The organism is Streptomyces sp. NPDC047014 (genome assembly GCF_040644195.1).
In the GTDB taxonomy this organism is placed as follows: domain Bacteria; phylum Actinomycetota; class Actinomycetes; order Streptomycetales; family Streptomycetaceae; genus Streptomyces.
This window is the reverse complement of the sequence record NZ_JBEYVX010000043.1, coordinates 25,666-49,821: the sequence shown is the minus strand read 5'-3', so window position 1 is coordinate 49,821 and position 24,156 is coordinate 25,666. Positions and strand designations below refer to the sequence as shown.

At 73.0% G+C, this 24,156-nt stretch carries 22 protein-coding genes and 1 pseudogene; 17 read left to right on the top strand and 6 right to left on the bottom strand.

Features of this window, described 5'->3' with window-relative positions:
• Window positions 1-48: 48 nt before the first annotated feature.
• Window positions 49-450, bottom strand: coding sequence for a hypothetical protein (locus ABZ873_RS22115; RefSeq protein WP_360874698.1), 402 nt, complete (start codon window positions 448-450; stop codon window positions 49-51).
• A gap of 216 nt (window positions 451-666) precedes the next feature.
• On the opposite strand from ABZ873_RS22115, the gene ABZ873_RS22110 reads away from it, so the two are divergent.
• From ABZ873_RS22110 to ABZ873_RS22090, 5 genes are all read left to right on the top strand, one after another.
• The gene (locus tag ABZ873_RS22110; protein ID WP_360874695.1) at window positions 667-1,851 is read left to right on the top strand and encodes a PP2C family protein-serine/threonine phosphatase; all 1,185 of its coding nucleotides are present in this window, start codon (window positions 667-669) and stop codon (window positions 1,849-1,851) included.
• A gap of 149 nt (window positions 1,852-2,000) precedes the next feature.
• Window positions 2,001-2,408 (top strand): STAS domain-containing protein, encoded by a 408-nt coding sequence (locus tag ABZ873_RS22105; protein WP_360874692.1) that lies wholly within the window; start codon window positions 2,001-2,003, stop codon window positions 2,406-2,408.
• Between the two features lie 149 nt (window positions 2,409-2,557).
• A complete protein-coding gene (locus tag ABZ873_RS22100; protein WP_360874689.1) occupies window positions 2,558-2,833 on the top strand; it encodes an isoamylase early set domain-containing protein in 276 nt (91 codons plus the stop codon).
• Window positions 2,834-2,935: 102 nt separating this feature from the next.
• Window positions 2,936-3,337: a cofilin family protein gene (locus ABZ873_RS22095; RefSeq protein WP_360874687.1), complete on the top strand. Its 402-nt coding sequence runs from the start codon at window positions 2,936-2,938 to the stop codon at window positions 3,335-3,337.
• Between the two features lie 29 nt (window positions 3,338-3,366).
• Complete coding sequence (locus ABZ873_RS22090) at window positions 3,367-3,834, top strand: hypothetical protein (protein WP_360874684.1); 468 nt, start codon at window positions 3,367-3,369, stop codon at window positions 3,832-3,834.
• Window positions 3,835-3,847: 13 nt separating this feature from the next.
• Here the strand turns inward: ABZ873_RS22090 and ABZ873_RS22085 are convergent, their stop codons facing one another.
• Window positions 3,848-4,111, bottom strand: a complete 264-nt coding sequence (locus tag ABZ873_RS22085) for a WhiB family transcriptional regulator (protein ID WP_360874681.1) — start codon at window positions 4,109-4,111, stop codon at window positions 3,848-3,850.
• 151 nt (window positions 4,112-4,262) lie between these two features.
• Between ABZ873_RS22085 and ABZ873_RS22080 the strand changes: the two genes are divergently transcribed.
• The 5 genes from ABZ873_RS22080 to ABZ873_RS22060 all read left to right on the top strand — a co-directional run bounded on the left by ABZ873_RS22080 (window position 4,263) and on the right by ABZ873_RS22060 (window position 10,757).
• Complete coding sequence (locus ABZ873_RS22080) at window positions 4,263-4,787, top strand: DoxX family protein (protein WP_360874678.1); 525 nt, start codon at window positions 4,263-4,265, stop codon at window positions 4,785-4,787.
• 142 nt (window positions 4,788-4,929) lie between these two features.
• Window positions 4,930-5,895: a TIGR03557 family F420-dependent LLM class oxidoreductase gene (locus tag ABZ873_RS22075; protein ID WP_360874676.1), complete on the top strand. Its 966-nt coding sequence runs from the start codon at window positions 4,930-4,932 to the stop codon at window positions 5,893-5,895.
• An 82-nt stretch (window positions 5,896-5,977) separates the two neighbouring features.
• Entirely contained in the window at window positions 5,978-7,561 is a 1,584-nt protein-coding gene (locus ABZ873_RS22070) for an FMN-binding glutamate synthase family protein (RefSeq protein ID WP_360874704.1), read from the top strand.
• Window positions 7,562-7,634: 73 nt separating this feature from the next.
• A complete protein-coding gene (locus tag ABZ873_RS22065) occupies window positions 7,635-9,371 on the top strand; it encodes a thiamine pyrophosphate-dependent enzyme (RefSeq protein ID WP_360874673.1) in 1,737 nt (578 codons plus the stop codon).
• 408 nt (window positions 9,372-9,779) lie between these two features.
• On the top strand, window positions 9,780-10,757 hold the full coding sequence (locus tag ABZ873_RS22060; RefSeq protein ID WP_360874670.1) for an AraC family transcriptional regulator: 978 nt from the start codon (window positions 9,780-9,782) through the stop codon (window positions 10,755-10,757).
• Window positions 10,758-10,761: 4 nt separating this feature from the next.
• Here the strand turns inward: ABZ873_RS22060 and ABZ873_RS22055 are convergent, their stop codons facing one another.
• Complete coding sequence (locus ABZ873_RS22055; RefSeq protein ID WP_360874667.1) at window positions 10,762-11,148, bottom strand: hypothetical protein; 387 nt, start codon at window positions 11,146-11,148, stop codon at window positions 10,762-10,764.
• Between the two features lie 212 nt (window positions 11,149-11,360).
• Here ABZ873_RS22055 and ABZ873_RS22050 point away from each other — a divergent pair, with 212 nt between their 5' ends.
• The 3 genes and pseudogenes from ABZ873_RS22050 to ABZ873_RS22040 form a co-directional block, all read left to right on the top strand.
• The gene (locus tag ABZ873_RS22050; RefSeq protein ID WP_360874664.1) at window positions 11,361-12,557 is read left to right on the top strand and encodes a magnesium and cobalt transport protein CorA; all 1,197 of its coding nucleotides are present in this window, start codon (window positions 11,361-11,363) and stop codon (window positions 12,555-12,557) included.
• 115 nt (window positions 12,558-12,672) lie between these two features.
• Window positions 12,673-14,061 carry a mycothione reductase gene (locus ABZ873_RS22045; protein ID WP_360874661.1) on the top strand — a complete coding sequence of 463 codons (1,389 nt, stop codon included), beginning with the start codon at window positions 12,673-12,675 and terminating at the stop codon, window positions 14,059-14,061.
• Window positions 14,062-14,440: 379 nt separating this feature from the next.
• A pseudogene (locus ABZ873_RS22040) lies at window positions 14,441-14,620 on the top strand (cytochrome P450); the annotation flags it as partial.
• 37 nt (window positions 14,621-14,657) lie between these two features.
• On the opposite strand, the gene ABZ873_RS22035 reads toward ABZ873_RS22040, so the two are convergent.
• On the bottom strand, window positions 14,658-15,362 hold the full coding sequence (locus tag ABZ873_RS22035; RefSeq protein WP_360874658.1) for an intradiol ring-cleavage dioxygenase: 705 nt from the start codon (window positions 15,360-15,362) through the stop codon (window positions 14,658-14,660).
• Window positions 15,363-15,713: 351 nt separating this feature from the next.
• On the opposite strand from ABZ873_RS22035, the gene ABZ873_RS22030 reads away from it, so the two are divergent.
• Window positions 15,714-16,814 (top strand): substrate-binding domain-containing protein, encoded by a 1,101-nt coding sequence (locus ABZ873_RS22030; RefSeq protein ID WP_360874655.1) that lies wholly within the window; start codon window positions 15,714-15,716, stop codon window positions 16,812-16,814.
• Window positions 16,815-17,474: 660 nt separating this feature from the next.
• On the opposite strand, the gene ABZ873_RS22025 is transcribed toward ABZ873_RS22030, so the two are convergent.
• Window positions 17,475-19,538 (bottom strand): SpoIIE family protein phosphatase, encoded by a 2,064-nt coding sequence (locus ABZ873_RS22025; protein WP_360874652.1) that lies wholly within the window; start codon window positions 19,536-19,538, stop codon window positions 17,475-17,477.
• 234 nt (window positions 19,539-19,772) lie between these two features.
• Between ABZ873_RS22025 and ABZ873_RS22020 the strand changes: the two genes are divergently transcribed.
• Window positions 19,773-20,321: a hypothetical protein gene (locus tag ABZ873_RS22020; protein ID WP_360874649.1), complete on the top strand. Its 549-nt coding sequence runs from the start codon at window positions 19,773-19,775 to the stop codon at window positions 20,319-20,321.
• Window positions 20,322-20,399: 78 nt separating this feature from the next.
• Here the strand turns inward: ABZ873_RS22020 and ABZ873_RS22015 are convergent, their stop codons facing one another.
• Entirely contained in the window at window positions 20,400-21,347 is a 948-nt protein-coding gene (locus tag ABZ873_RS22015; RefSeq protein ID WP_360874647.1) for a methionyl-tRNA formyltransferase, read from the bottom strand.
• Window positions 21,348-21,668: 321 nt separating this feature from the next.
• Here ABZ873_RS22015 and ABZ873_RS22010 point away from each other — a divergent pair, with 321 nt between their 5' ends.
• Window positions 21,669-23,024 (top strand): lysine N(6)-hydroxylase/L-ornithine N(5)-oxygenase family protein, encoded by a 1,356-nt coding sequence (locus ABZ873_RS22010; protein ID WP_360874644.1) that lies wholly within the window; start codon window positions 21,669-21,671, stop codon window positions 23,022-23,024.
• 66 nt (window positions 23,025-23,090) lie between these two features.
• A complete protein-coding gene (locus ABZ873_RS22005; protein WP_360874641.1) occupies window positions 23,091-24,149 on the top strand; it encodes an iron ABC transporter permease in 1,059 nt (352 codons plus the stop codon).
• Window positions 24,150-24,156 lie beyond the last annotated feature (7 nt).

The window sequence follows — 24,156 nt, the reverse complement described above, 5'->3', positions numbered from 1 at the left end:
GTGGCAGTGCCCCTGCCACGGCCCGCCCGCGCGTACGTCCACACGCGGTCAGTGGGGCGCCGTACGGTGCCCGAACCAGCGGCGGTGCCGCCCGGCGGGCGCGGCCGCCTGGTCGTCCGCCGCCGCACGGGCGTCGTCCCGCTGCCCGATCAGGTCGTCCCGCTCGCGGTCCACGACCGCCGCCTCGCGGTCCGCGGCCCGCCAGGACCGCCGCGTCCGTACGGAACGCCGCGCGCCCAGCATGACCAGGGCCAGGCCGAAGGTGGCCACGGCCCCGACGATGATGCCCGTCAGGAAGAGGGATCCGGTCGATCCGGTGGCGTGGTAGCCGAAGATCGAGAAGTCGCCGCCGGCCGACAGGCTGTTGGCGGCCCCGAAGTTGCCGAAGACTCCGGTGACCCCGACGACCGCGGCGACGATGAGAATGATCAGTCCGAGAAGAAGAAGCATGGGACCGCTCCTTGGATCCGCGCCCGACCGGCCGTCGGTCGCGGCTGGCGCCTACCCCGGTGCGGCCCCCTCAAGCGGAGCCCCCGCTTCCGCCCGAGTCTCCGTGCGCGCCCGTACGCACGTGTCCGACCGGCCGATCGGCCGCGGATCGGGGAGCATGGACGGGACAGCGCCCGCCACCGGCCCCCGGGCCGGTGAAACGGATCAGGATCGGAGATGGTCACGGCGGACGGGACCGAGGCCGTTCTGGCCCATGTGCTGGCCCACTCGCACCTCGCCACGGCCGGCCGGATGCCCTCCCTCGTCGGCGAGGCGGCCCGCCGTCTCGGCGCCTCCGGGACCTGCCTGTACGTGGCCGATCTCCAGCAGGTCCGGCTCGTCGCGCTGCCCCAGCCCGGCCTCGCGGCCGAGGACGAGACCCTGGACATCGACAGCTCGCTGGCCGGGCTCGCCTACCGCACCCAGCAGGCCCAGCAGGTCCGCGACGGCACCACGGCCTATCTGCCGATGGTGGACGGGGTCGAGCGGGTGGGGGTGCTGCGGGTCACCGCACCCCGGCTGGACGCGGGCCTGCTGGCGGCGTGCGGGGCGCTGGCGGACCTGTCGGCCCTGCTCGTGGTCGCCAAGTCCCTGCACAGCGAGCTGCTGATCACGCGGGAGCGGTCGCAGCCGATGAGCGTGCAGGCGGAACTGCTCTGGGCCTTCCTGCCGCCGCGGACCATCGGTACCTCGAGCGTCACCTCCTCCGCGGTGCTGGAGCCCGCCTACGAGATCGGAGGCGACGCCTTCGACCACAGCCTGACCGACGGCACCCTGCACCTGACGCTGCTCGACGCGATGGGCCACGACCTGGCCTCCGGCGGCGCCAGCGCCACCGGACTGGCCACCTGCCGCTCCACCCGGCGCGGCGGCGGCACGCTGCCCGACATCGCCACCGCCATCGACCGCACCCTCGCGCGCTGGATCCCCGACCGCCTGATGACCGCGTTCATCGCCGACCTCGACACCCACACCGGGCAGCTCACCTGGATCAACTGCGCCCACCCGCCGCCGCTGCTCGTCCGGGAGGGCCGGGTCCTGCCGCGTATCCTCGAACGGACCCCGGAACTCCCGCTCGGGCTCGGCTTCCACGCACAGCGGCCGCCCCGCCTGCACCACGAACGCCTCCAGCCGGGGGACCGCGTCCTCCTCTACAGCGACGGCGTCACCGAGGCCCGCTCACCGGCCGGCGACCTCTTCGGCGAGCAGCGCCTCGCCGACGCCGTCATCCGCTCCATGAGCGAGGGCGCGCCCTCGCCGGAGGCCCTGCGCCGCCTGATCCAGAACCTGCTGGCCCACCAGAGCAGCAGGCTGCGCGACGACGCCACCCTCATGCTCGCCGAATGGCATCCCGCCGGGTGACACCCCCTGAGGTCCGCACCCGCCGGAGAGCGCGGCGCGCGGCGAGGTCGTCCGGCCCGTTCGAGCGCGCCTCGTGCCCGGCCGGGGGAGCGCAGGCCAGGATGAGGGACCCGCAGGCACCGATGTGTGCGGGGGTCGGAGGAGGACGCTTGATCACGGTCGATGTCCAGCACTACGGAAGCTCGGTCCTCGTCACCGCCGGTGGTGAGCTCGACGAACGCGGAGGCGCGGCGCTCGGGGAGGCGCTCGACACGGTCGCCCTCGAAGCGCGGGACCTCCTGGTGGACCTCCACGGCGTCCCGCTCATGGACCCGCGCGGCCTGCTCCACCTGCTGGAGGTGCACCGGCGCGCGGAGTGCCTGGGGCTGAGGGTGCTGGTCACCGGCTTCCAGCCGCAGCCCCAGCAGTGCATGGCCGAGATCGCCGGGATCTCCGGCACCGGCTCGGCCACCGGCGAGCGGTACCCGGTGGCGGGCTTCCGCCGGCTGCTGGAGGAGCGGGCCCACGCCCTGCGCGACGGCGCCGACTTCGCCGCCGGCTGGCTGCCCGGCGCGTAGCGCGTCCAGCCCGCCGCAGCATTCCAGTGGTTCCTGTGCGGCGGAAGGGTGACCGTACCGGCCCGGGGGTCCCGTCGGGAGGCGGCGGGGCCGAAGTACCCGGAGGATGAGGGGGACCCATCCCCCTCGTGCCGTCAGGAGTCCCTTCCATGCTGGAGCGCAAGCCGCGCAAGGACCGCACCGCGGTCACGTTCGTCCTGCCCGCCGACAGCCCTCCCGGGCCGGTCAGCGTGGTCGGCGACTTCAACGACTGGAAGCCCGGCACCCACACCCTCGCGCCCCGCTCCGACGGCATGCGGGCGGTCACCGTCACCCTGCCCGGCGGCCGGGAGCACGCGTTCCGCTACCTGGCGGCCGGTGACTACTGGTTCAGCGAGGAGAGCGCCGACGGCTACATGGGCGTCAACAGCCGCCTGCGTACCTGAGCGCATCTCATCCGGAGCAACCCGCCGCGTGCCCCGGCCCCCACCGCGAGGGGCCGGGGCCGTCCCGTCCCCGACCCTCCCGCCCGGCATTGGAGACCGTACGTGAGCAGCCCGAGCAAGGTCCGCGTCGGGGACAGCTGCCTGGACGCCTACCGGCACCTCAAGGAGCACCGGGACGTCAACACGGTGGTGTTCGCCATCGCCTCGGGCGTCCTGGAGGCGGAGACCTCGGCCAACTGGACCCACGACGAACTCCTCGGCAGCCTCCCGGGGGACCAGCCGCGGCTGATCCTGCACGAGCTGCCCTTCGCCACGGCGACCGGAGCCCGGCGCCACGAACTCGTCCTGGTCTCGTGGATGCCCGGCGGCGAGAGCCGGGACGACGCCGCGTACACGGCGGGCTACGAAGCCCTCAAGGAGCTGTTCACCGAGGCCCATGTCCACCTGACGGCCCGCCAGCCCGCCCATCTCGCCTACGACCGGCTCGTCGCCCTGGCGGACTGACCCGTGCCCGTGCCCGGAGAGGAGCCCGTATGCCCGACCGTGACGAGGAGAGCCGGGACCGCGCCCACCTCCGCCCGCAGGGGGTGAGCGACCGCACGGTGGAAGCCCTCGCCTCGCTGTCGAAGGCGCTGGAGACGGTCGAGCGGGCCCGCGGCCACCTCTACGGATTCCACCAGCTGACCGGCACCGCGGACCTGGAGCTGGACCGGGCGGTACGCCTGCTCCGCGAGGCCGGACACAGCGCCTGGGCGGACCGGGTCGAGCAGGAGGTCCTGGGGCGCAACGTCATTCCGGGCCACTGGACCTTCCAGGTCGTCGAGTCGTACAACGACACCTACTACGAGCCCTTCCGCGCCCTGGAACGGCAGGCCCGCGAGGCCCTGGCGGAAGGCCGCGACCACCTCTACGAGGCGGAGATGAAGGAATCACGCCGTACGAGCGGCCACCCCGACCACACCGCCCGCCCGCCCGGGAACCCGGGGGAGGACGGCACGTAGAACGCGGGGCGCCTCAGCTCGCGGTCCGGCGCGAACGGCTCCGGGCCCGCGCCGTACGCCGCCGCGCGGTCCGGCGCTCCTCCTCGCTCAGGCCGCCGCACACACCGAACTCCGGGCCCTCCTCCAGAGCCCACTGGAGGCAGGTCTCCCGGACCGGGCAGCGGGCGCACACCGCCTTGGCCTCCTCGATCTGGAGCAGGGCGGGTCCGCCGGAACCCACAGGGAAGAAGAGGTCGGGGTCCTCCCGCCGGCAGGCGGCCTCGTGGCGCCAGTTCATCGTCTTTCCTCCATCCGGTTCGTTCCTGTGCTTGCCCCCTCTCCTGGCCGCTCCCGATGGCTGTATGCGGAGCAAACGCCGCCGTTCACGACTTTTTCACCGGACGGTCCCGCCCGGTCATGGACCGGCCCGGTCTGGGCAGCAGCCCTACATGGCCGTTCTACGAAAATTCGCCCGCCCCCTGCTCGCCGCCCCGTTCATCGCCCGCGGACTGCGGACCGTACGCCGCCCGGACGACGCGCTGCCGGTCGCGCAGCCCGTCGTACAGGCCCTCGGGGACCGCATCCCGGCCCTCGCCGGGGATCCGAAGCAGCTCCTGCGCGCCACCGGAGCCGTCCAGGCCGCGGCCGGGCTGCTGCTCGCCACGGGCCGCGCGCCGCGGCTGGCCGCGCTCACGCTCGCCGCCACGCTGGTGCCGACCTCCCTCACCGCGCACGCCTTCTGGACGGCGGAGGACCCGGAGGAGCGCGCCCGGCAGCGCGCCGGCTTCCTGACGGACCTGTCCGCGCTGGGCGGGCTCCTCATCGCCGCCGCCGACACCCACGGCAAGCCCTCGCTCGCCTACCGCTCCCGGCACGCCTTCGACCACCGGCACCCGGTGAAGAACGCCCGCCTCCACGCCAAGGCGGTCACGGCGGGCACGACCCAGCACGCGAAGGCCCTCACCCACTGGTGAGCGGCCCGCACCGGGCGCCTGCCCGCCCTCCGCCGCCGCACCACCACCCGCCCGGAGGGGCCGCAGGTGTGGCGACCGCGGCCCCGGGCAGGCGCCCCGGCAGCACGGCGTACGCCGCAGCCGCCGACGAAGGGTGCCCGTCATGACCTCCTACGGTTACTTCCTGGCCAGCGAGGAATTCACCCCGGACCAGCTGATCGACCAGGCCCGCCAGGCCGAGGCCGCCGGTTTCACGGCGCTGGCGATCTCCGACCACTTCCACCCGTGGAACGACGCCCAGGGCAGCAGCCCCTTCGTCTGGTCGGTCATCGGAGCGCTCTCCCGCGAGGTGTCCCTCCCGATCACCACCCTGGTGACCTGCCCGACGGTTCGCCTGCACCCCTGCGTCACGGCCCAGGCGGCGGCCACCTCCAGCGTGCTGACCCAGGGCCGCTTCCGCCTCGGCGTGGGCACCGGCGAAGCCCTCAACGAGCACATCCACGGCGACCCGTGGCCCTCCTTCGCCGACCGCGCGGACATGCTGGAGGAGGCCGTGCAGGTCATGCGCGAGCTGTTCACCGGAGAGCAGGTCAGCCACCGCGGAGCCCACTACACCGTCGACAACGCCCGCCTCTACACCTGCCCCGACAGCCCGCCGCCCGTGTACGTCTCCGGCTTCGGCCCCAAGGCGGCCGCACTCGCCGGACGCATCGGGGACGGCTACGTGCTGATGGGCCCCGACGAAGACCTCATCGGCACCTTCCGGGAGTCCGGCGGCGGGGACAAGCCCGTCATCGGCGGGCTCAAGGTCTGCTGGGGCGCCGACCGGGAGCAGGCCGTCCGCACCGCCCACCGGCTGTGGCCGAGCGAGCAGCTGCCCGGCGAGCTCGCGCAGATCCTGCCCACCCCCGCGCACTTCGAGCAGGCCGCCGAACTCGTCACCCCCGAGCAGATCGCCGGGGCCACCCCTTGCGGGGACGACCCGGACGAGCACATCGCCGCCATCCAGCGCTATGTGGAGGCGGGCTTCGCGGAGGTGTACATCGGCCAGATCGGCCCCGACCAGGAAGCCTTCTTCGACGCCTACGCCACCAAGGTGCTCCCGGCGCTGGTCAGCCGATTGGCCTAACGGCCCCTCCCCGCGGGGCGAGGCGTGCGCCACAGGGACGGCGGCGCATGAAGGGCAGGGCGGCGGACACACGGTCCACGTGCTGAAGATCCTTTTGATCCTGTCGGGCCTCGCGGCCGCCGCCTGCGCCGCGGTCGCGGCGGCCCTGACCGCCTCGCCCTGGTGGTGGGCCGCCGCCGTGCCCCTCGTACTGATCCTCGTGACCGCCGTGCACGACGTACGGCAGCGCCGCCACTCCATCCTGCGCAACTACCCCGTCCTGGGGCATCTGCGGTTCGCGCTGGAGGCGCTGCGCCCCGAGATCCAGCAGTACTTCATCGAGCGGAACTTCGACGGCCGTCCCTTCGACCGCGACACCCGCAACATCGTCTACCAGCGGGCCAAGGGCACCGACGCCGAGGAGCCCTTCGGCACGGAACGTGACCTCTACCAGCCCGGCAGCCAGTACCTCGCCCCCTCCATGGCCCCCCGCCCCGTGCGCACGGACCCGCCCCGGGTGCGGGTGGGAGGGCCCGACTGCGAGCAGCCGTACGACATGGCCCTCCTCAATGTCTCGGCCATGAGCTTCGGCTCCCTGTCCGCGAACGCGATCCTGGCGCTGAACACCGGCGCCCGGCTCGGCGGTTTCGCCCATGACACCGGCGAGGGCGGCCTCTCGGACTACCATCTGCGGCCCGGCGGGGACCTCGTCTGGGAGATCGGCACCGGCTACTTCGGATGCCGCACCGACGACGGCGGCTTCGACGAGCGGGAGTTCGCCCGCAAGGCCGCCCACCCGCACGTCAAGGCGGTGTCCTTGAAGATCAGTCAGGGCGCCAAACCGGGCATCGGCGGTGTGCTCCCGGGCGCCAAGGTCAACGCGGAGATCGCGAAGGTCCGCGGGGTGCCGCAGGGCCGGACCATCATCTCGCCGCCCTACCACCGCGTGTACAGCACCCCGCGTGAACTGGTGCGCTTCCTGGGCCGGATGCGGGAGCTGTCCGGCGGCAAGCCCGTCGGCTTCAAGCTGTGCGTCGGCTCGCGCCGCGAGTTCCTGGCCGTGTGCCGGGCCATGCGCGAGGAGGGCGTCACCCCCGACTTCATCGTCGTCGACGGGGCCGAGGGCGGTACGGGCGCGGCGCCGCTGGAGTTCGCGGACATGGTCGGACTCCCGCTCGACGAGGGGCTGATGGCCGTCCACAACGCCCTGGTCGGCAGCGGCCTGCGCGACCGGATCCGGATCGGCGCGGCGGGCAAGGTCGCCACCGGCAGCGATCTCGTACGCCGGCTCCTCCAGGGCGCCGACTACACCAACGCGGCACGCTCCATGATGCTCGCGACGGGCTGCATACAGGCCCAGCGCTGCCACACCAACACCTGTCCGGTCGGCGTCGCCACGCAGGACCCGCGGCGCGCCCGCGCGCTGGACGTCGGCGACAAGGCCCAGCGGGTGCACCGCTACCAGGAGGCCACCGTCAAGAGCGCCCTCCAGATCATCGCGGCGATGGGCGTCGACAGCCCGGCGGAACTGCACCCCCACATGCTGCTCCAGCGGGTGGACCCGCACACCGTGCGCTCCTACGCCGAGCTGCACGAATGGCTCACCCCGGGGCAGCTCCTGGTATCCGCGCCGCGATCGTGGGCAGCCGACTGGGAGGCGGCCGATCCGGACCGCTTCGCCCTCTGAACCGCACCGCATCCTCCCCCTGAACACAACCCGACCCAACCCAACCCGACCCAACCCGAACCGGAGGCCCCCGATGGCACGCACCGTGGCCCGAGTGATCGTCGACGCTCTGCAGGAACTGGGCGTCGAGCACGTCTTCGGCGTCGTCGGAGACGCCCTGAACCCGCTGACCGAGGCCATCCGCACCACCGAGGGCGTGGACTGGGTCGGCTGCCGCCACGAGGAGGTCGCCGCCTTCGCGGCCGGGGCGCGCGCCCAGCTCTCGGGGACGCTCGGTGTGTGCATGGGCACGGTCGGTCCCGGCTCCGTCCACCTCCTCAACGGCCTCTACGACGCCGCCAAGAGCCGCGCCCCCGTCCTGGCCATCTGCGGTCAGGTCCCGCTCGCGGAGATCGGCAGCGACTACTTCCAGGAGGTCGACAACGACCTGCTCTTCCGGGACGTCGCCATCCACCGGGCCACCGTGACCTCGCCCGACCAGATGCCCCGCGCACTGGAGACCGCCGTGCGGGCCGCCGTCACCCGTGGCGGGGTCGCCGTCCTCACCGTCCCCGGGGACCTCGGCGACCAGGAGGTGCCCGAGGACCGGCCCACCCGCTTCGCGCTGGACCGGGCCGTCACCCGCCCCGACGACGCCTCCCTCGCCCGCGCCGCCGAGCTGCTGAACGCGGCCTCCCGGGTGACCCTCCTCGTCGGGCAGGGCGCCCGGGAGGCCCGCGCCGAGGTCCTGGAGACCGCCGAGCTGCTGGCCGCGCCCATGGTGCTCACGCTCAAGGCGAAGGAGGGCTTCGAGGACACCGACAACCCCTACCAGGTCGGCCAGACCGGGCTCATCGGCAACCCGGCCGCCGCCCACGCGCTGGAGAGCGGCGACGCGCTGCTGATGCTGGGCACGGACTTCCCGTACCGGGAGTTCTATCCGAGCGAGGTGAAGGTCGTACAGGTCGACACCCGCGAGGAGCACCTGGGCCGGCGGACCCCCGTCGACATCGGGCTGGCCGGTGACGTCGGCGCCACCCTGCGCGCCCTGCTGCCGCTGCTCACGGCGGCCACCGACCGCGACCACCTCGACGACGCCCGCTCCCGCTTCACCCGCTGGACCGAGGGGCAGCGCAAGCTGGCCGACCCCGCGCACGAGCACCGCGCCGTGGGCAAGCTGCGGGCCGCCCTCGACAACCCCGAGCACGCCATCCGGCCCGAGGCCCTGGCCGCCGCGGTGGACGCCTGCGCCGACGACGACGCCGTGTTCCTCTCCGACACCGGCATGGCCACCGTCTGGCTCTCCCGCTTCGTCTCCATGCGCGGACAGCGGCGCCTGCTCGGCTCCTACAACCTGGGCTCCATGGCCAACGCCATGCCCCAGGCCATCGGCGCCCAGCTCTGGGCGCCCGGCCGGCAGGTGGTCGCCTTCTGCGGGGACGGCGGGCTGAGCATGCTGCTCGGCGACCTGATGACCATCAAGACCTATCAGCTCCCGGTCAAGCTCGTGGTCTTCGACAACCGCCGCCTCGGCATGGTCAAACTGGAGCAGGAGCAGGTGGGGCTGCCCGAGTTCGGCACCGAGCTCGACAATCCCGACTTCGCTGCCGTCGCCACCGCCCTCGGTATCACCGGCATCCGGCTGACCGACCCGGACGATCTGGAGGAGACCGTACGCCGGGCCCTCGCCACCCCCGGCCCGGTCCTGCTGGACGTGCTCACCAACCCCGAGGAGATCTCCGTCCCGCCCAAGCCCACCCTGGCGCAGGGCTGGGGCTTCACCGTGGCGAAGGCCAAGGAGATGCTGCCGGGCCGCTCCTCGAACCACTGATCCGCCACGGATCCCGCAGAAGCCGCAGCACGGACCGCTCCACGACACCGTGCGCGGCCGGGCGGCCGAAGGCGCCGCCCTCGCCGAGGGTGCCGAGGACGGCGGCGATGGTCCCGCCGTCCTCGCACCGCCCGATGGCGCGCGGGCCGGTGCAGCCGCCGTGGCGTACGCGACGCCACCCCGGGGTGCTCGGGCAGCCGGTCCGCGGGCGCACGGCCCAGTTCCGGCCGGGACGGTCGTAGGGGAGCGGGGGAGCGGTGTCCGTGGACATCCGCGCGCGGGGCGGATTATCCCCCGCGCGCACGTGATCCTCCGCCCGCGTACCCCCGCTCCGCCGCCGGCCGTACTCTGAACGCGCGCTGCTCCTCCGTGCCGCGCCGCCCGCCGCGCGAGAGGACGTACGCCACCATGCCCCAGGCACCGCAGGCGGCACCGGCGGCCGGGCAGAGCTTCCGGACCACCGAGGTCGACGTGGCCCGCGACTGGCTGAAAGCGGCCTACGGGACGAGCCTGCGCCTGCGGACCCCCGCCCCGCGCAGCCCCTTCCAGTACTCCCGCATCAGCGCCGGTCCCGTCTCGCTCAGCACCCTGGCGCTGTCGGCCGAGTACTCCTACTCCACCGGCCCGCTCGGCGCCGTGGCCGTCACCCATGTCCTGGGCGGGCGGATGGTCCGCGAGTGCCGGGACGACGTCACCGAGGCCGGGTCCGGGGATGTGCTGGCCATCTCGCAGCCCGAGCTGCCGTACGCGGGCCGGGTCCACTCCGCCGAGCTGCGTGCCGTGACGTTACCTCTCGCGCTGGTGCAGGAGGCCGCGGGCCGCCCCGAGGGGTGCGCGGCCCGGCCGCTGCGCTTCACCCGCTTCACCCCCGTCTCCCCGGTCATGGCCGAGCAGTGGAAGCGGACCGCCGCCTACGTGGAGACCACCGTCCTGGCGCTGCCCCCGGGCAGCGCTCCGCTGGTGGTCGACGCCGCCGTCCGGCTGCTCGCCGCGACCTTCCTCGCCGCCTTCGCCACCGACGCGAGCCCCGAGCCGGTGCTCGCCGACACCCGCGACGCCACCTCCGAGACCGTCCGCCGGGCCATCGGCTTCATCGAGGCCCACCCGGCGACCGACATCGGGCTGGTGGAGATGGCCGCCGCGGCGGGCGTCACCCCGCGCGCCCTCCAGTACGCCTTCCGGCGGCACCTCGGCACCACGCCCACGGCCTATCTGCGCCGGGTGCGCCTGGCGCAGGCGCACGCCGACCTCGTCGCGGGGGATCCCGAGCGGGAGACCGTGACGGCCGTCGCCCACCGCTGGGGCTTCCACCACCAGGGGCGGTTCGCCGCCGCCTACCGCGCCGCGTACGGGGTGCTGCCCCGGCACACGCTGACCGGTCCCTGAGCCCTCAGCCGGGAATCCGGGCGGCGCCGCCGCCCTCGGGGACCGCCCGCGCCCGGACGAGGACCGCGTGCTCCCCGTGCGCGGCGGTGTCGAAGCCCGCCTCGTGCAGGACGACGCCCAGGGCGGTCTGGAGCGCCCGGTGCAGCCCCGGCAGGGAGGTGAACCGGTCGAGATCCCGCTCGTGCCCGTGGACCTGGACGGTCGCCCGCAGCACCTCCTGGGCCACCCACCCGACCAGGACCTCCTCGCCCGAGGCCCATACCCGCAGACCGTCCTCCTGCCGCGCCGATGTCTCGTACCCGGCCCGGTCCAGGACCTGCCGGACCCGCGCGCAGCGCTCCTCCGCCCCCTGCCCGGGATCGGTCTCCGCGGCGGTCTGTGTCGGTTCCATACGGCCACTCCACCGGGCGGGGCACCGGCCGTGAAAGCCGGAACGCGAAGGATTGCCCGCCGACAGCCGCAAAACGATGCGCGTACCGCGCCGCGCGAGGGGTAACACACCGGGTCGCATCGGAAGAAACGTTTCACTCCCGACATGCCCGGCGGTGGTCCGGGTAGCCGGAGAGCGCGCCCGCCTCCATGCCCACGGTCAAGGAGAAGACCATGACGAAGCCAAGGCGGGCACGGCCCGGCCGCCCGAGGCACCCGACCCGCGCGTGCTGCTGCTCGTTGCTCGTCACCGAGGCGTACCGGCACGGCAAGGGCATCGGCTGCTGGAACGGCACCGAGTTCCGGCGGCGGGCGCATGAAACGGCTCCGGTGAAGCATGCGCGGACCATGGATTGCGTCATCTACGAGCAGGCTTCGGGCCGGTCGGAACATGTGGAGTGCGAGCTTCCGGAGGAGGCGTGCCAGTCGGCCCTCAAGCGGCTGAGGGACCTCGGCGAAGGGGAATTCGCCTGGGTGCGGCTGGCCGACCCCTCCGAGAGCGAGCTGCTCCAGCTGACCGCCGACCTGGCCCTGCACCCGCTGGCCGTCGAGGACGCCCTCCACGGACGGCAGCGCCCGAAGAGCGAGCGCTTCGGCGACGTCCTGGCCGTGGCCCTGAAAACCCTCCGCTACGTGGAGGAGGGCACGGCGGTCGAGACCGGCGACCTGATGATCTTCGTCGGCCCGCACAGCGTGCTCACCGTGCGCCACGGCCCCATCGACCCCTGCGCCGAGGCCGCCCGCCGGCTGGACGCGGACCCGCAGATGCTGCGCCTCGGCCCCTGGGCGGTCCTGCACGCCGTGCTCGACACCGCCGTCGACGCCTACAGCGACGCCGCGCGCCGGGTCCGCGCCACCCTCAACCGGCTGGAGGACCAGGTCTTCTCGACCTCCCGCGTGGACCACACCGAGGGCATCTACTCCCTCAAGCGCGAGGTCCGCGAGTTCCGCGACGCCGTCCAGCCCCTGGTCCCGGTGGCCGCGGCCCTGCTCAACGGCACCGCCAAGGGCGCCCCCCTGGAGCATGCCGAGCCGAAGCCCGCCGAGCCGAAGATCGCCCCGTACCTCCGGGACGTCACCGACCACCTGCACCGCACCGACCTGGAGGTGCGCACCCTGGACGAACTGCTCGACTCCGTCCTCGGCGCCCAGCAGGCCCGCGTGGGCACCTGGCAGAACGACGACATGCGGCGCATCTCCGCCTGGGCGGCGATCTTCGCCGTGCCCACGATGGTCGCGGGCGTGTACGGCATGAACTTCACGCACATGCCCGAACTGGGGTGGACGTACGGCTACCCGCTCGCCGTCGGCCTGATGGCGCTCGCCGCGGGCGGCCTCTACCGGGCCTTCCGCCGCAACGGCTGGCTGTAGGCGCGGGCCCCTGGCCGCCCCCACCGCCGGCCCTCCGCCTGCCGCGCGCCGGCCCTCCCCACCGGCCGCGCGCCGTTCGCGGATGGAGTCCCGGGCCGGGGGTACGTTGCGCCGCATGCGCACCTATGACCTCGTGATCGTCGGGGCCGGCTCCGGCAACGCCCTCGTGGACGCACGCTTCTCCGACCTGAGCGTGGCCATCGTCGAGGAGGGCCCCTTCGGCGGCACCTGCCTGAACCGCGGCTGCATCCCCAGCAAGATGCTCGTCCACGTGGCCGACCTCGTCGACGGGATCCGCGAGGCGGGCCGCTTCGGCGTCGACGCCCGGCTGACCGGCGTCGACTGGACCGCCGTACGGGACCGGGTCTTCGGCCGACTGGACCGGGAGGCCGCTGAGGGGGAGCAGGGCCGCCGGGACGCCGCGAACATCGACGTGCTCACCGGGCACGCCCGCTTCACCGGCGACCGGACCCTGACGGTCGGCAGCGGCGCGGACGCCGTCACCGTCCGCGGCGAACAGGTGGTCGTCGCCGTCGGCAGCCGCCCGTCCGTACCCCCTCCGGTACGGGATTCCGGGCTGCCGTACGAGACCTCCGACACGGTGATGCGCCTGGACCGGCCGCCCCGGCACCTCGCAGTGCTCGGCGGCGGCTATGTCGCCGCCGAGCTGGCACACGTCTTCCACGCGGCGGGCAGCCGCATCACGGTCATCGAGCAGGAGGAGGTCCTGCTCTCCGCGCAGGACGAGGCGGTGTCCGCCGCGTACACCGCGGTCGCGGCCGAGCGGTACGACGTACGGACGGGCACGGCGCTCACCCGCGTCGAAGGCGAGCCGGGGCGGCTGCGTCTGGTCCTGGACGACGGCAGCACCGTGGAGGCGGACACCCTGCTCGTGGCGGTGGGCCGCACCCCGAACAGCGACCGGATCGACGCCGGGCGCGGCGGGATCGACCTGCACGAGGACGGCCGGGTGGCCGTGGACCCCTGCCAGCGGACCAGCGCCGAGGGCGTCTTCGCCCTCGGTGACGTCAGCACCGCCTTCCCGCTCAAGCATGTGGCGAACCGCGAGGCCGAGGTGGTGGCGCACAACCTGCTGCACCCCGGCGACCAGCTCCGCACCTCCTACGAGGCCGTACCCGCCGGGGTGTTCACCCGCCCCCAGATCGCGCAGGCCGGCCGCACCGAACGGCAGTGCCGGGAGGACGGGCTCGACTACGCGGTCGCCGTGCGACGCTTCGCGGACACCGCCTACGGCTGGGCCCTGGAGGACGGCACCGGCTTCTGCAAGGTGCTCGCGGACCGCCGCACCGGACGGCTGCTCGGCGCCCACATCCTGGGCCCGCAGGCCGCGAGCCTGATCCAGCCGCTGGTGGTCGCCATGAGCTGCGGCATCACGGCCGGCGACCTCGCGCGGACCCCGCTGTGGATCCACCCGGCGCCGACGGAGGCGGTCTCCAACGCCCTCCTGGACCTGTGCCGGGAGCTCAAGGACCCGGCGAGCTGAGCGGGGCGCGCCGCGCTTCCCGGGCGCCCCGCCAGGTCACCTCGGGCGCAGCTCGAAACGCGCTGCGCGGGCGCGTCGGCATGCGGGACAGCGGGAGACGGAGGTCCTGCTCGGGCATCTCGTGGTCGAGCCGCGCGAGCTCCGTCGCGAGGGGGAGGGACCGTCCCGGTTCTGGTACCCCGCACGAGGGGGAGCCCGATGTGAGGGCGTACGCCGTCCAAGTCCACCGCTACGGGTCCGTGGCGGTGATCACGCTGTGCGCGACCGCACTCCGCAGCGGCGGCGCAGCCTGCCTCGCACGCCTCGTACGCGAGCTGGCCGGGCTCCGTGATGCTCAGAACCAGTGCGGGACGGGCACCTGCCGTGTCGGGCGACCCACCTGTACGGCCAGAACCACGATCCCGCCCTCTGGGAGGACCCGTACCGCTTCGGCCCGTCCCGCTTCACGCACCCGGACGGGACGCGCGCCCCCCTGGACCTCCTCGTCCCGCAGGCCGGCGGGGATCCGGCGCGGGGTCACCGCTGCCCCGGCGAGGACATCACCGTCGCCGCGCTCGCGGTCCTCGCGGACATGTAGCCGCGCCCCGGCGCGCGGGTCAGGCGAGGCCGATCGTGTATGCGGCGCGGTAGCCGTCGGCTTCGGGAGCCGGGGACAGGGTGGTCGCGGCTCCCGCGGCGCGGTAGCGGTCGTCGCGGGCGTTGGGGTGCTTCGGCGCCTTGCGGCGGTTGTAGGGCGGCCGGGCGTACACCCTGAGCAGCAGGTCCTCGGGGAGGAAGAACTGCGAGGTCGTCCCGGTCCGGCCGTCCGGGCGCACCTTGAAGTGGAAGTGCGGGGCCAGCCCCGCGTACCAGCCGGGGACGATCGTCCGGAACGTGCAGCGCCCGGCGGCGTCGGTGAGCTGCGTGCCGCGCAGGAAGGTGGCGCCGCCCGTGGAGTAGGTGCCCGAGGGGTCCGCGTGCCAGAGGTCGACGGCCGCGTTCGCGACGGGCCGGCAGCCCGCCGAGGCCCCCACCACTGTCAGGTCCAGCCGGAACGGTACGCCGGCCACGCCCTCCGTGATGTCGGAGCGGACCCGGTCCAGGTCGAGGTAGTACGGACCGGCTCCCGACTCCAGGGTGAGGACGCAGGACGGGGAGGAGGCCGTACCGGGCGACGGTGGGTTCGTGGGCGGATCCGCCGGTGCCGGGAGCGCCGTCCGCCCCGCCCCCGCGCAGCCCGCCGTGAGGGCCGCCACCCCGGCCGAGCCGGCGGCGAGCAGGAGCGTGCGACGGCTGGTCGGGCGACTGCCGGTCCCGGTCATACGAACCTCCCGCGCGCGCTGAGCGGCCGCCTGGTGGGAACGGCCGCCGACCGCGCCCACCGTGCCGGACGGAAGCCTCGTGTGTCGTCATCGACACACCCGGCCGCCGGGACCTCACCACCGTGGCGGAACGCCCTTTTCCGATTGCCTTTGTTCTTTCAGGAGTTGAAGTTCAAAGGCAGTCGATTTGGTGGGGAAATGGGAGATGAACCACCGAATTGCGCATGTACGGTCTGCGATGGCAACGTTGCCATCCCGTTAACAATTCACTTCTTGACGAAGACGTCACTGCCCAGTTGACTGCCTCTACCTCGGCCGCAAGGACACGGCCTCGTCAGGGAGGTTTACATCGTGAACGCGCATCTGAGGCGTGTCGTCATATCCGTCACCGCTTCCGCCGTGGCCGCCGCCTCGCTCGCCGCCTGCGGCGGCGACGGCTCCGAAGGGGACGGTTCCGGCAAGGGTGACGCGATCAAGGTCGGTCTGCTCCTTCCCGAGGACCAGACCGCCCGCTACGAGAAGTTCGACAAGCCTCTGATCGAAAAGGAAGTCGGCAAACTCACGCGCGGAAAGGGTCAGGTCCTCTACGCCAACGCCAAGCAGGACGCGGGCGCCCAGAATTCGCAGATCGCCGCGATGATCGCCAAAAAGGTGGACGTACTGATCATCGACGCGGTGGATTCCAAGGCCGTCGCGGGCGCGATCGCCAAGGCGAAGGAGGCCAAGATCCCCGTCGTGGCCTACGACCGCCTCGCCGAGGGCCCGATCGACGCCTACACCTCCTTCGACAACGAGGACGTCGGCCAGCTCCAGGCCAAGGCACTGCTCGACGCGCTGGGCGACAAGGCCAACAGCGGCCAGATCGTGATGATGAACGGTTCGGTCACCGACCCGAACGCCAAGCAGTTCAAGGCCGCCGCGCACGGCGTCCTCGACGGCAAGGTGACCGTCGGCAAGGAGTACGACACCGTCGACTGGAAGCCGGAGAACGCCAACACCAATATGGCCTCCGCGCTCTCTGCGCTCGGCAAGAGCCGGATCGTGGGCGTCTACTCGGCCAACGACGGCATGGCGGGCGGCATCATCGCGGCCCTCAAGGCGGCCGGTGTCACCAGCCTGCCCCCGGTCACCGGCCAGGACGCCGAACTCGCCGGGGTGCAGCGCATCGTCGCGGGCGAGCAGTTCATGAGCGTCTACAAGAGGTACGCGCCCGAGGCCGCCGCGGCGGCCGAGATGGCCGTGGCCCTCGCCAAGGGCAAGAAGATCGACGGCGTCATCAACGAGCTGGTCGACAGCCCGACCACCAAGCGCGTGCCCTCGGTGCTCGTGCCCGGCGTGGTGCTGACCAAGAGCAACATCAAGTCGACGGTGGTCGACGACGGCGTCTACACGGTGGACGAGATCTGCACCGACCGGCTCAAGGCGGCGTGCGAGGAGATCGGCCTCAAGTAGGGCGCGGACGCGCAGGCTGGGGCGGCGCGAGGTCCCGTGGCTCGGGGTCGGGGGCTTCGCGCCGCGGGTGCCGGCCGTCGCGGCCGTCACCTGTCGATGGTGGGGTGCGGTGTCCACGGGCCGCCGCACGCCACGCCGTCGCTACTCCGGGCAGGTCCGCCGCCATCGCCTGAGCGGCAGCTCACAGAACCGGACCCTTATGGCGGTCTTGCTCCCTATGTCACCCTGGCCGGGCGTACCGGGCCGCCCCCTGCCGCCGGGCCCGGACGACCGACCGACACGGAACCCGCCATGCCTCTGCCGTTCCCGCCCCGTGCCGTGCCCGCCGTGCTGGCCGGAGCCGTGACCGTTCTGCTCGCGGCCTGCGCGCCCTCGTCGGCCGCCCCCCGAGCCGCTGCCCCGAAGGCGCCCGCGCCACGGACCTCCGCGCCCGTGACGGTCCCCCCGGCCGCGTCACCGGCCGTCGCTTCCCCCGCCCCGGCGCCCGCCTCCGGGCCGCGGGCCTCGCTGCTGTCGATCCCGGCCGCCGGGGTGTCGGGGCTGCGCGTGGAACCGTACGAGGGCACCACCGACGATGTGCCCGGGACCCGGATCCAGGACCGCGGGGTGGCCGCCAGCCCGTACCACCGGGGCCCGCTGAGACCCGTCGGCCCCCCGGAGTCACCCGGCCGGAAGGATGCGGGCCAGGACCAGGACGGTGTCGTCGGAGGCGCCGTCCGGCAGCAGGTCCGTGAGGATGCGGTCGGCGTTCTCCTCCAGCGGCCCGGTCACCGTACGGACCCGCTCGCGCAGCGCGTCGATCCCCGAGTCGATGTCCTCGCCGCGGGACTCGACCAGGCCGTCCGTGTAGAGGGCCACGACCGCGCCCTCGGGCAGATCCACGTCCACCGAGCGGAACGGTACGCCGCCCACCCCGAGCGGGATTCCCAGCCCCTCGCCCGCCGTCGCCACCGTGCCGTCGGGGTGGCGGATCAGGGCGGGCGGGTGGCCGGCGTTGGCGATGCGGGCGCGGCCGGTGCGGGGGTCGTGGACGAGGTACAGGCAGGTGGCCAGTTCGATGCCCGCCTCCCGCGCGCACCGGTCGAGCTCCGCGAGCAGTACGGCCGGGTCGGGGACATGGGTGGCCAGGGCCTTGGCGGTGATGCGCAGCCGGCCCATCGAGGCGGCGGCCGGTACGCCGTGCCCCATGACGTCGCCGACGACCAGGGCCACGCGCTCGTCCGGCAGGCTGATCACGTCGTACCAGTCGCCGCCGACCTCGGTGATCCGGCTGCCCGGGAGGTAGCGGTGGGCGACGGCCACCCGGGCGCCGGAGGTGATGGCGCTGGGCAGCAGGGCGCGCTGGAGGGTGAGGGAGATGTCCTGGACCCGGCCGTAGAGGCGGGCGTTGTCCAGGCAGAGCGCGGCGCGGGAGGCCAGCTCGCCGGCGAGGGTGCCGTCCTCCTCGGTGAAGGCCGGGCGGCCGTCGGCCCGGCCGAACATGGTGATGCCCTGGACGGTGCCGCGGGCGACGAGCGGGGCGATGACGAGGCACCGCAGTCCGCTGTCGAGCAGCAGCCGGGCCCGGCGCTGGTGGGCGGCGGTCCGGGTGGCGAAGCCCTCGTCCACGACGACGTGCAGCGGGCGGCCCGTGCCGAGCATCTGGTGGATGCCCGAGCCGGGCGGGTAGGTGATCAGCTCGCGGCCGCCCACGAGCTCGGGTCCGGGCGGCGGCAGCGTCGTACGGGCCGCGATGCGGCGGGTGAGCAGGGGCAGCTCCGGGTCGAAGGGCTCGGTCTCGTCGATCCAGTCGAGCAGTTCCACCACGGCGGCGTCGCAGAACTCCGGGACCACGGCGTCGACCAGTTCGCGCGCGGTGACCTGGAGGTCGAGGGTGGTGCCGATCCGGGCCGCGGCCCGGTCCAGCAGGTCCAGCCGCTGCCGGGCGGCCGTGGCTTCCAGCAGGGCCTGTTCGCGGTCGGTGACGTCGACGAGGAGGCCGCCCACACCGGTGCGGGTGTCGCCGGTTCCGCTGAGCGGGAAGAAACTGACCGAGCGGACCTGGTCGCGGTCGGGTCGGCCCGGGGTGCGCAGCCCGACCAGGGCGCCGACCAGGGGCTTGCCGTCCCGCGCGACGGCGCGCAGCATGCGCTCGTACTCGCCGCCGTCGGAGGTGAGCATGATCTCGGTCATGCGGCGGCCGAGGTGGTCGCGGACGGGGAGGCCGTCCATATCGGCCAGGACCTGGTTGAGGTGCACGTAGCGCAGCTCCTCGTCCAGCATGACCAGGCCGATCGGGCAGGTCTCGAAGAGGGCGTCGAGGAAGACCAGGTTCGTCTTGACCCGGTCGAGCTCGTCGCCCCGGCTGGCCAGGCCCATGACCACGGAGTCGCCGGAGGTGCCGGCCACCGGGAAGACGCGGAAGCCGCAGTCGAAGACGCCGGTGTCGCGGTGCCGGGCGGGCAGCCGGGCGCGCCAGTAGCCGAGGGTGCGGCCGCGCTCCAGCAGCCGGGCGGCGGGGCCGGGCGCGCCGGGTGCGGAGTCGGGGAAGAGCAGCGAGGCGGGGCGGGACAGTACCTCCTCGGCCTCGTAGCCGAAGAGGTGGCGGGCGCCCGGCCCCCAGTAGCGGAGGCGTTCCTCCTCGTCCACGCCGAAGACGGCGACGGGCACATGGCCCAGCAGGGATCCCGGCTCGGAGCGGATCGGACCGGGGCTGTCCGTGCCTCCGGGCTGCTCGGGCGGCATGGCACCCCCTTCGGTCGAGGTCTCCACTCATTGTGCGCGCCCCGGCGGGGGCGGACCCGGTGGGGAGGCCATGGGCCTACTGGACGGTAATTCCGGCCAAATTCTGGGAGCGAGCTGACATGCTCCTGACAGTTCACGGCGGCTGTGGGACTCTCCGGGCACGCACTCCGCACCCCCTGGTGAGGCTCAGCGCCTCGTCCACCCCCACCCGTACGTGGCATGGAGGAGCGAACCATGAGGCACATCGTCCCCAGCACCCCCACCCCTCACGGCACGCGCCCGGCGCGGATCGCCGCCGCCGCGGCCCTGGCCCTCGCGGCCGCCTTCGCCGGCACCGGCACCGCCCTCGCGCAGAGCGCCGCCGCGAGCGCCGCCGACCAGAAGGCCGACGGCGTGATGGTGGTCGCCGGCAACAGCTGCAGCTGGAGCAACGCGTCCACGAGCGCGGCACCCCCGAGCGCGCTGACGGTGGACCGTACGACGGTCAACGCGCCCGGCGGCAACCTGGCCTGCGGCGGAGGCATCACCGCCACCCTCAACAACAATCCCGCGTTCACCTTCGACGACGCCGCCGGGACGGCACGCACCGACCTGATCGACATCACCGGCAAGCAGAGCTTCATCTCCTGCCGCTACAAGGCGACGAACCTCGTGTGGGACCGGGACACGACGACCCGCACGTACGTGAACCGCGCCTTCACCGCCACCAAGACCTCGGGCAGCTTCCTGTGTCCGGGCTCGGTGACCACCCCGGCGGGGGACGCGTCCATGCTCTTCCACTGATACGGCCGCCTGCGCGGATCCGCACGGTCCACGGCGTGACCGGAAGCCCTCCCTCGGCCCCGGCCACGCCCAGGGTGGTCAGGGGTGGGTGGTGAGGTAGCCGCCCATCGCGGTGAAGTACTCCGCCGCCGGGAGCTCGCGGCCGTCCTCCGTGCGGATGCGGGTGATGGCCAGGCCGTGGTTGCGGCCCGTGCGGGCGTCGGCGCCCGCGACGATCACCACGCCCTCCCCCTCGCGGTAGAAGATGCGGCCGGGGGTGCCTCCGTAGCGGCCCTGCGAGACGCGGGCGGACAGGACCTCCAGCCGCCGGCCCTTGTGGAAGGTGAAGGCGCTCGGATACGGCTCGGACTGGGCCCGGACCAGACGGTCCAGGTCCTCGGCGGGCCAGGTCCAGTCGATGCGGCTGTCCTCGACGGACCGTTTGTGGAAGAAGCTGGCCTCGCTCCGGTCCTGCCGGACGAAGTCCGTGCGGCCCGACGCGATCAGGTCGAGCGCGCCGACCGTCACCGGGCCGATCAGGTCGACCGTCCGGTGGAAGAGGTCGGTGGCGGTGTCCGCCGGGCCCACCGGGACGGCCTCCTGGCGGACGATGTCGCCGGCGTCCAGCTCCTCGTTCATCAGGTGCGCGGTGACACCGACCTCCGTCTCGCCGTTGATCAGCGCCCAGATCAGCGGCGAGAAGCCGGCGTACTTCGGCAGCAGGGAGTCGTGGACGTTGAGCGTGCCGTGCCGCGGCAGGCCGAAGACGCGCGGTGGGAGCCACGTACGCCAGTTGTTGGCGACGATGATGTCCGGGTCGGCGTCCTTGAGCCGTTCGAACAGCTCGTCGTCGTCCGGGCGGTTGCGCAGGATCACCGGGACGCCGTGCTCCTCGGCGAGGTCCGCCACCGAGTCGCTCCAGATCTTCTCGTAGACGTGCTCGCTCCTGGGGTGCGTCACGACCAGCACCACGTCGTGCTCGGACTCCAGGAGGGCTTGAAGGGTGCGGTGCCCCCAGGTCTGGTAACCGAACATGACGACCCGCATGGGCTTCCTCCTCGAAGCAGGGGGCTGGATGAAAGTGAGTAAAGCAAGGCTTGCCTTACTCCGCAATGCCGCCTGTTTGTACGAGAGTTGGGCCATGGAGGAGGTGGTTCCGCAGGTGCCTGTCCGTTTTGTCTATCGACAGCCACCGCGAAATCAGCTTAGCCTTGCCTAAGTTCCGGGTGCCGGCTCCGTCGGCGTGCCCGGTTTCCGGGCATCCCCCTTTCCCCTTCCCCGGTTCGCCGGCCCCACGCTTCCCGATGCCCGACCGACCGCCGCGCGCCCGCCCGGCGCGGCGGCTGCCCCCCGCACGATGGGAGTGACATGGCACAGGCTCGTCCTGGCGACGCCCCGGTGGTCCACGATCTGATTGGCATCGGCTTCGGGCCGTCCAACGTGGCCATGGCGATCGCGGTCAGCGAGTACAACGCACGTGTCGGCCGGCAGGAGGTGATCACCGCCCAGTTCTTCGAGCAGCAACCGCGCTTCGGCTGGCACCGCGGAATGCTCATCGACGACGCCACCATGCAGGTGTCCTTCCTCAAGGACCTCGTGACCCTCCGCAACCCGGCCAGCGACTACAGCTTCCTGTGCTACCTCAAGAGCAGGGGACGGCTGGTCGACTTCATCAACCACAAGAACCTCTTCCCCCTGCGGGTCGAGTTCCACGACTACTTCGAGTGGGCCGCCGGCAAGGTCGACGACATGGTCTCCTACGGCCACGAGGTCGTCGGCATCACACCGGTCGTCCAGGACGGCGCGGTCGAGTACCTGGACGTCACCGTCCGCTCGGGGGAGGGGCTGGCCCTCCACCGCGCCCGCAACCTCGTCATAGGCACCGGGCTGCGCCCCCTCATGCCGGACGGCGTCGAACGCACCGACCGCGTCTGGCACAACTGCGACCTGCTCACCAAGGTCGAGGCCCTGGGCGGCACATCACCCTCCCGGTTCGTCGTCGTCGGGGCCGGGCAGAGCGCCGCCGAGAACGTCGCCTATCTGCACCGCCGCTTCCCGCGGGCCGAGGTCTGCGCCGTCTTCTCCCGCTACGGCTACAGCCCCGCCGACGACAGCAGCTTCGCCAACCGGATCTTCGACCCGGAGGCGGTGGGCGAGTTCTTCGCCGCCCCGGAGGACGTCAAACGCCGGCTGATGGACTACCACGGCAACACCAACTACTCCGTGGTCGACATCGACCTGATCGACGACCTGTACCGGCAGATGTACCAGGAGAAGGTGCTCGGCACCGAACGGCTCCGCTTCCTCAACGTCTCCCGCCTGACCGGCGTCCGCGAGGCGCAGGGCACGGTCCACACCACCGTGCAGTCCCTCGTCACCGGCGAGGAGACCCCCCTCGACGCCGACGTCGTGGTCTTCGCCACCGGCTACCGCCCCGCCGACCCCCTCGGCCTGCTCGGGGACGTCGCCGAGCGCTGCCTGCGCGACGCCGAGGGCCGCGTCCGCTTCGAGCGCGACTACCGCATCGCCACCGACCCCGGATTACGCTGCGGCATCTACGTGCAGGGCGGGACCGAGCACACGCACGGCATCACCTCGTCCCTGCTGTCCAACACCGCCGTCAGGGTCGGGGAGATCCTGGACTCGCTCGTCGGCCGCGGCCTCAAATCCGACGCCGACGAGGTCCGTACCGTGGCCGACGGTACGGGGCACAGCGCACGCTAGCCGCTCGCGGCGGCAGTTCCGCCGAGCGTGCTTCCACCGGGGGATCGAAGGGTAACGTACAGCGACATGGGCACGATTGCAGTCGAGCGCCCCGTGCCCCAGGGCACAACAGCGCTCCGTCGGCGGCGAGTTGTGGGTTCACTCACGCTCCTCGCCCTCCTTGTGGGCGCGGTGGTGGTGTCGTTGGCCGTCGGCGCCCGCGCACTGACCCCCGGAGAGGTGTGGCACGGGCTGACCGCCGCGCCCGAACCGGACCAGCGGCTCACCGACATCAGACTCATCGTGCAGACGGTGCGCGTGCCCCGTACGGTGCTCGCGGTCGTGGCGGGGGTGGCCCTGGGCGTCGGCGGCGCCCTCATCCAGGGCTACACCCGCAACCCGATCGCGGACACCGGCCTGCTCGGCGTCAACGCGGGGGCCTCGTTCGCGGTGGTGACGGTCATCGCCGTGTTCGGGCTCGCGGATCCCTTCCAGTACGTCTGGTTCGCCTTCCTCGGCGCGGCGGTCGCCGGTGTCTTCGTGTTCGGGCTGGCGAGCATCGGGCGGGGCGCCGGCAATCCGCTGACGCTCGCCCTGGCCGGGCAGGGGGTCACCGTGTTCCTCGCGGCCATGACCACCGCCGTCGCCCTGTCCGACCAGGCGTCGCTGAACGCGCTGCGCTTCTGGAACGCGGGCTCCGTGGCCGGCGTCGGCTTCGGCGTCATCTGGCCCGTGGCCGGCTTCGTCGGGGCCGGGCTGCTGCTGGCGCTGACCACACTGCCCGCCGTCAACCTGCTCAACCTCGGCGACGACGTGGCCCGCGGGCTCGGCGTGAACATCGCGCTGACCCGCGCCGTCGGCATCGTCGCCATCACCCTGCTCGCGGGCGCGGCGACGGCGGCGTGCGGGCCCATCGCCTTCCTCGGCCTGATGGTGGCCCATGTCGCCCGCTACCTGACCGGGCCGGACTACCGCTGGCTGGTCCCGTACGCGGGCCTGCTCGGCGCGGTCGTCCTGCTGGTCTGCGATATCGCCGGACGCCTGCTGGTACGGCCGGGCGAGCTGGACGCGGGGGTGGTGGTGGCCCTGCTCGGCGCCCCCTTCTTCGCGGTGCTGGTCTGGCGCGGAAAGTTCAAGAACGCATGAGCGGGGT

Coding starts and splice junctions, on each gene's coding strand:
- ABZ873_RS22015 (WP_360874647.1), bottom strand. CDS start 21,347: ATGCGGGTCGTCATGTTCGGTTACCAGACCTGGGGGCACCGCACCCTT.
- ABZ873_RS22110 (WP_360874695.1), top strand. CDS start 667: ATGGTCACGGCGGACGGGACCGAGGCCGTTCTGGCCCATGTGCTGGCC.
- ABZ873_RS22065 (WP_360874673.1), top strand. CDS start 7,635: ATGGCACGCACCGTGGCCCGAGTGATCGTCGACGCTCTGCAGGAACTG.
- ABZ873_RS22025 (WP_360874652.1), bottom strand. CDS start 19,538: ATGCCGCCCGAGCAGCCCGGAGGCACGGACAGCCCCGGTCCGATCCGC.
- ABZ873_RS22100 (WP_360874689.1), top strand. CDS start 2,558: ATGCTGGAGCGCAAGCCGCGCAAGGACCGCACCGCGGTCACGTTCGTC.
- ABZ873_RS22010 (WP_360874644.1), top strand. CDS start 21,669: ATGGCACAGGCTCGTCCTGGCGACGCCCCGGTGGTCCACGATCTGATT.
- ABZ873_RS22045 (WP_360874661.1), top strand. CDS start 12,673: ATGCGCACCTATGACCTCGTGATCGTCGGGGCCGGCTCCGGCAACGCC.
- ABZ873_RS22080 (WP_360874678.1), top strand. CDS start 4,263: ATGGCCGTTCTACGAAAATTCGCCCGCCCCCTGCTCGCCGCCCCGTTC.
- ABZ873_RS22005 (WP_360874641.1), top strand. CDS start 23,091: ATGGGCACGATTGCAGTCGAGCGCCCCGTGCCCCAGGGCACAACAGCG.
- ABZ873_RS22085 (WP_360874681.1), bottom strand. CDS start 4,111: ATGAACTGGCGCCACGAGGCCGCCTGCCGGCGGGAGGACCCCGACCTC.
- ABZ873_RS22055 (WP_360874667.1), bottom strand. CDS start 11,148: ATGGAACCGACACAGACCGCCGCGGAGACCGATCCCGGGCAGGGGGCG.
- ABZ873_RS22060 (WP_360874670.1), top strand. CDS start 9,780: ATGCCCCAGGCACCGCAGGCGGCACCGGCGGCCGGGCAGAGCTTCCGG.
- ABZ873_RS22020 (WP_360874649.1), top strand. CDS start 19,773: ATGAGGCACATCGTCCCCAGCACCCCCACCCCTCACGGCACGCGCCCG.
- ABZ873_RS22115 (WP_360874698.1), bottom strand. CDS start 450: ATGCTTCTTCTTCTCGGACTGATCATTCTCATCGTCGCCGCGGTCGTC.
- ABZ873_RS22090 (WP_360874684.1), top strand. CDS start 3,367: ATGCCCGACCGTGACGAGGAGAGCCGGGACCGCGCCCACCTCCGCCCG.
- ABZ873_RS22075 (WP_360874676.1), top strand. CDS start 4,930: ATGACCTCCTACGGTTACTTCCTGGCCAGCGAGGAATTCACCCCGGAC.
- ABZ873_RS22050 (WP_360874664.1), top strand. CDS start 11,361: ATGACGAAGCCAAGGCGGGCACGGCCCGGCCGCCCGAGGCACCCGACC.
- ABZ873_RS22035 (WP_360874658.1), bottom strand. CDS start 15,362: ATGACCGGGACCGGCAGTCGCCCGACCAGCCGTCGCACGCTCCTGCTC.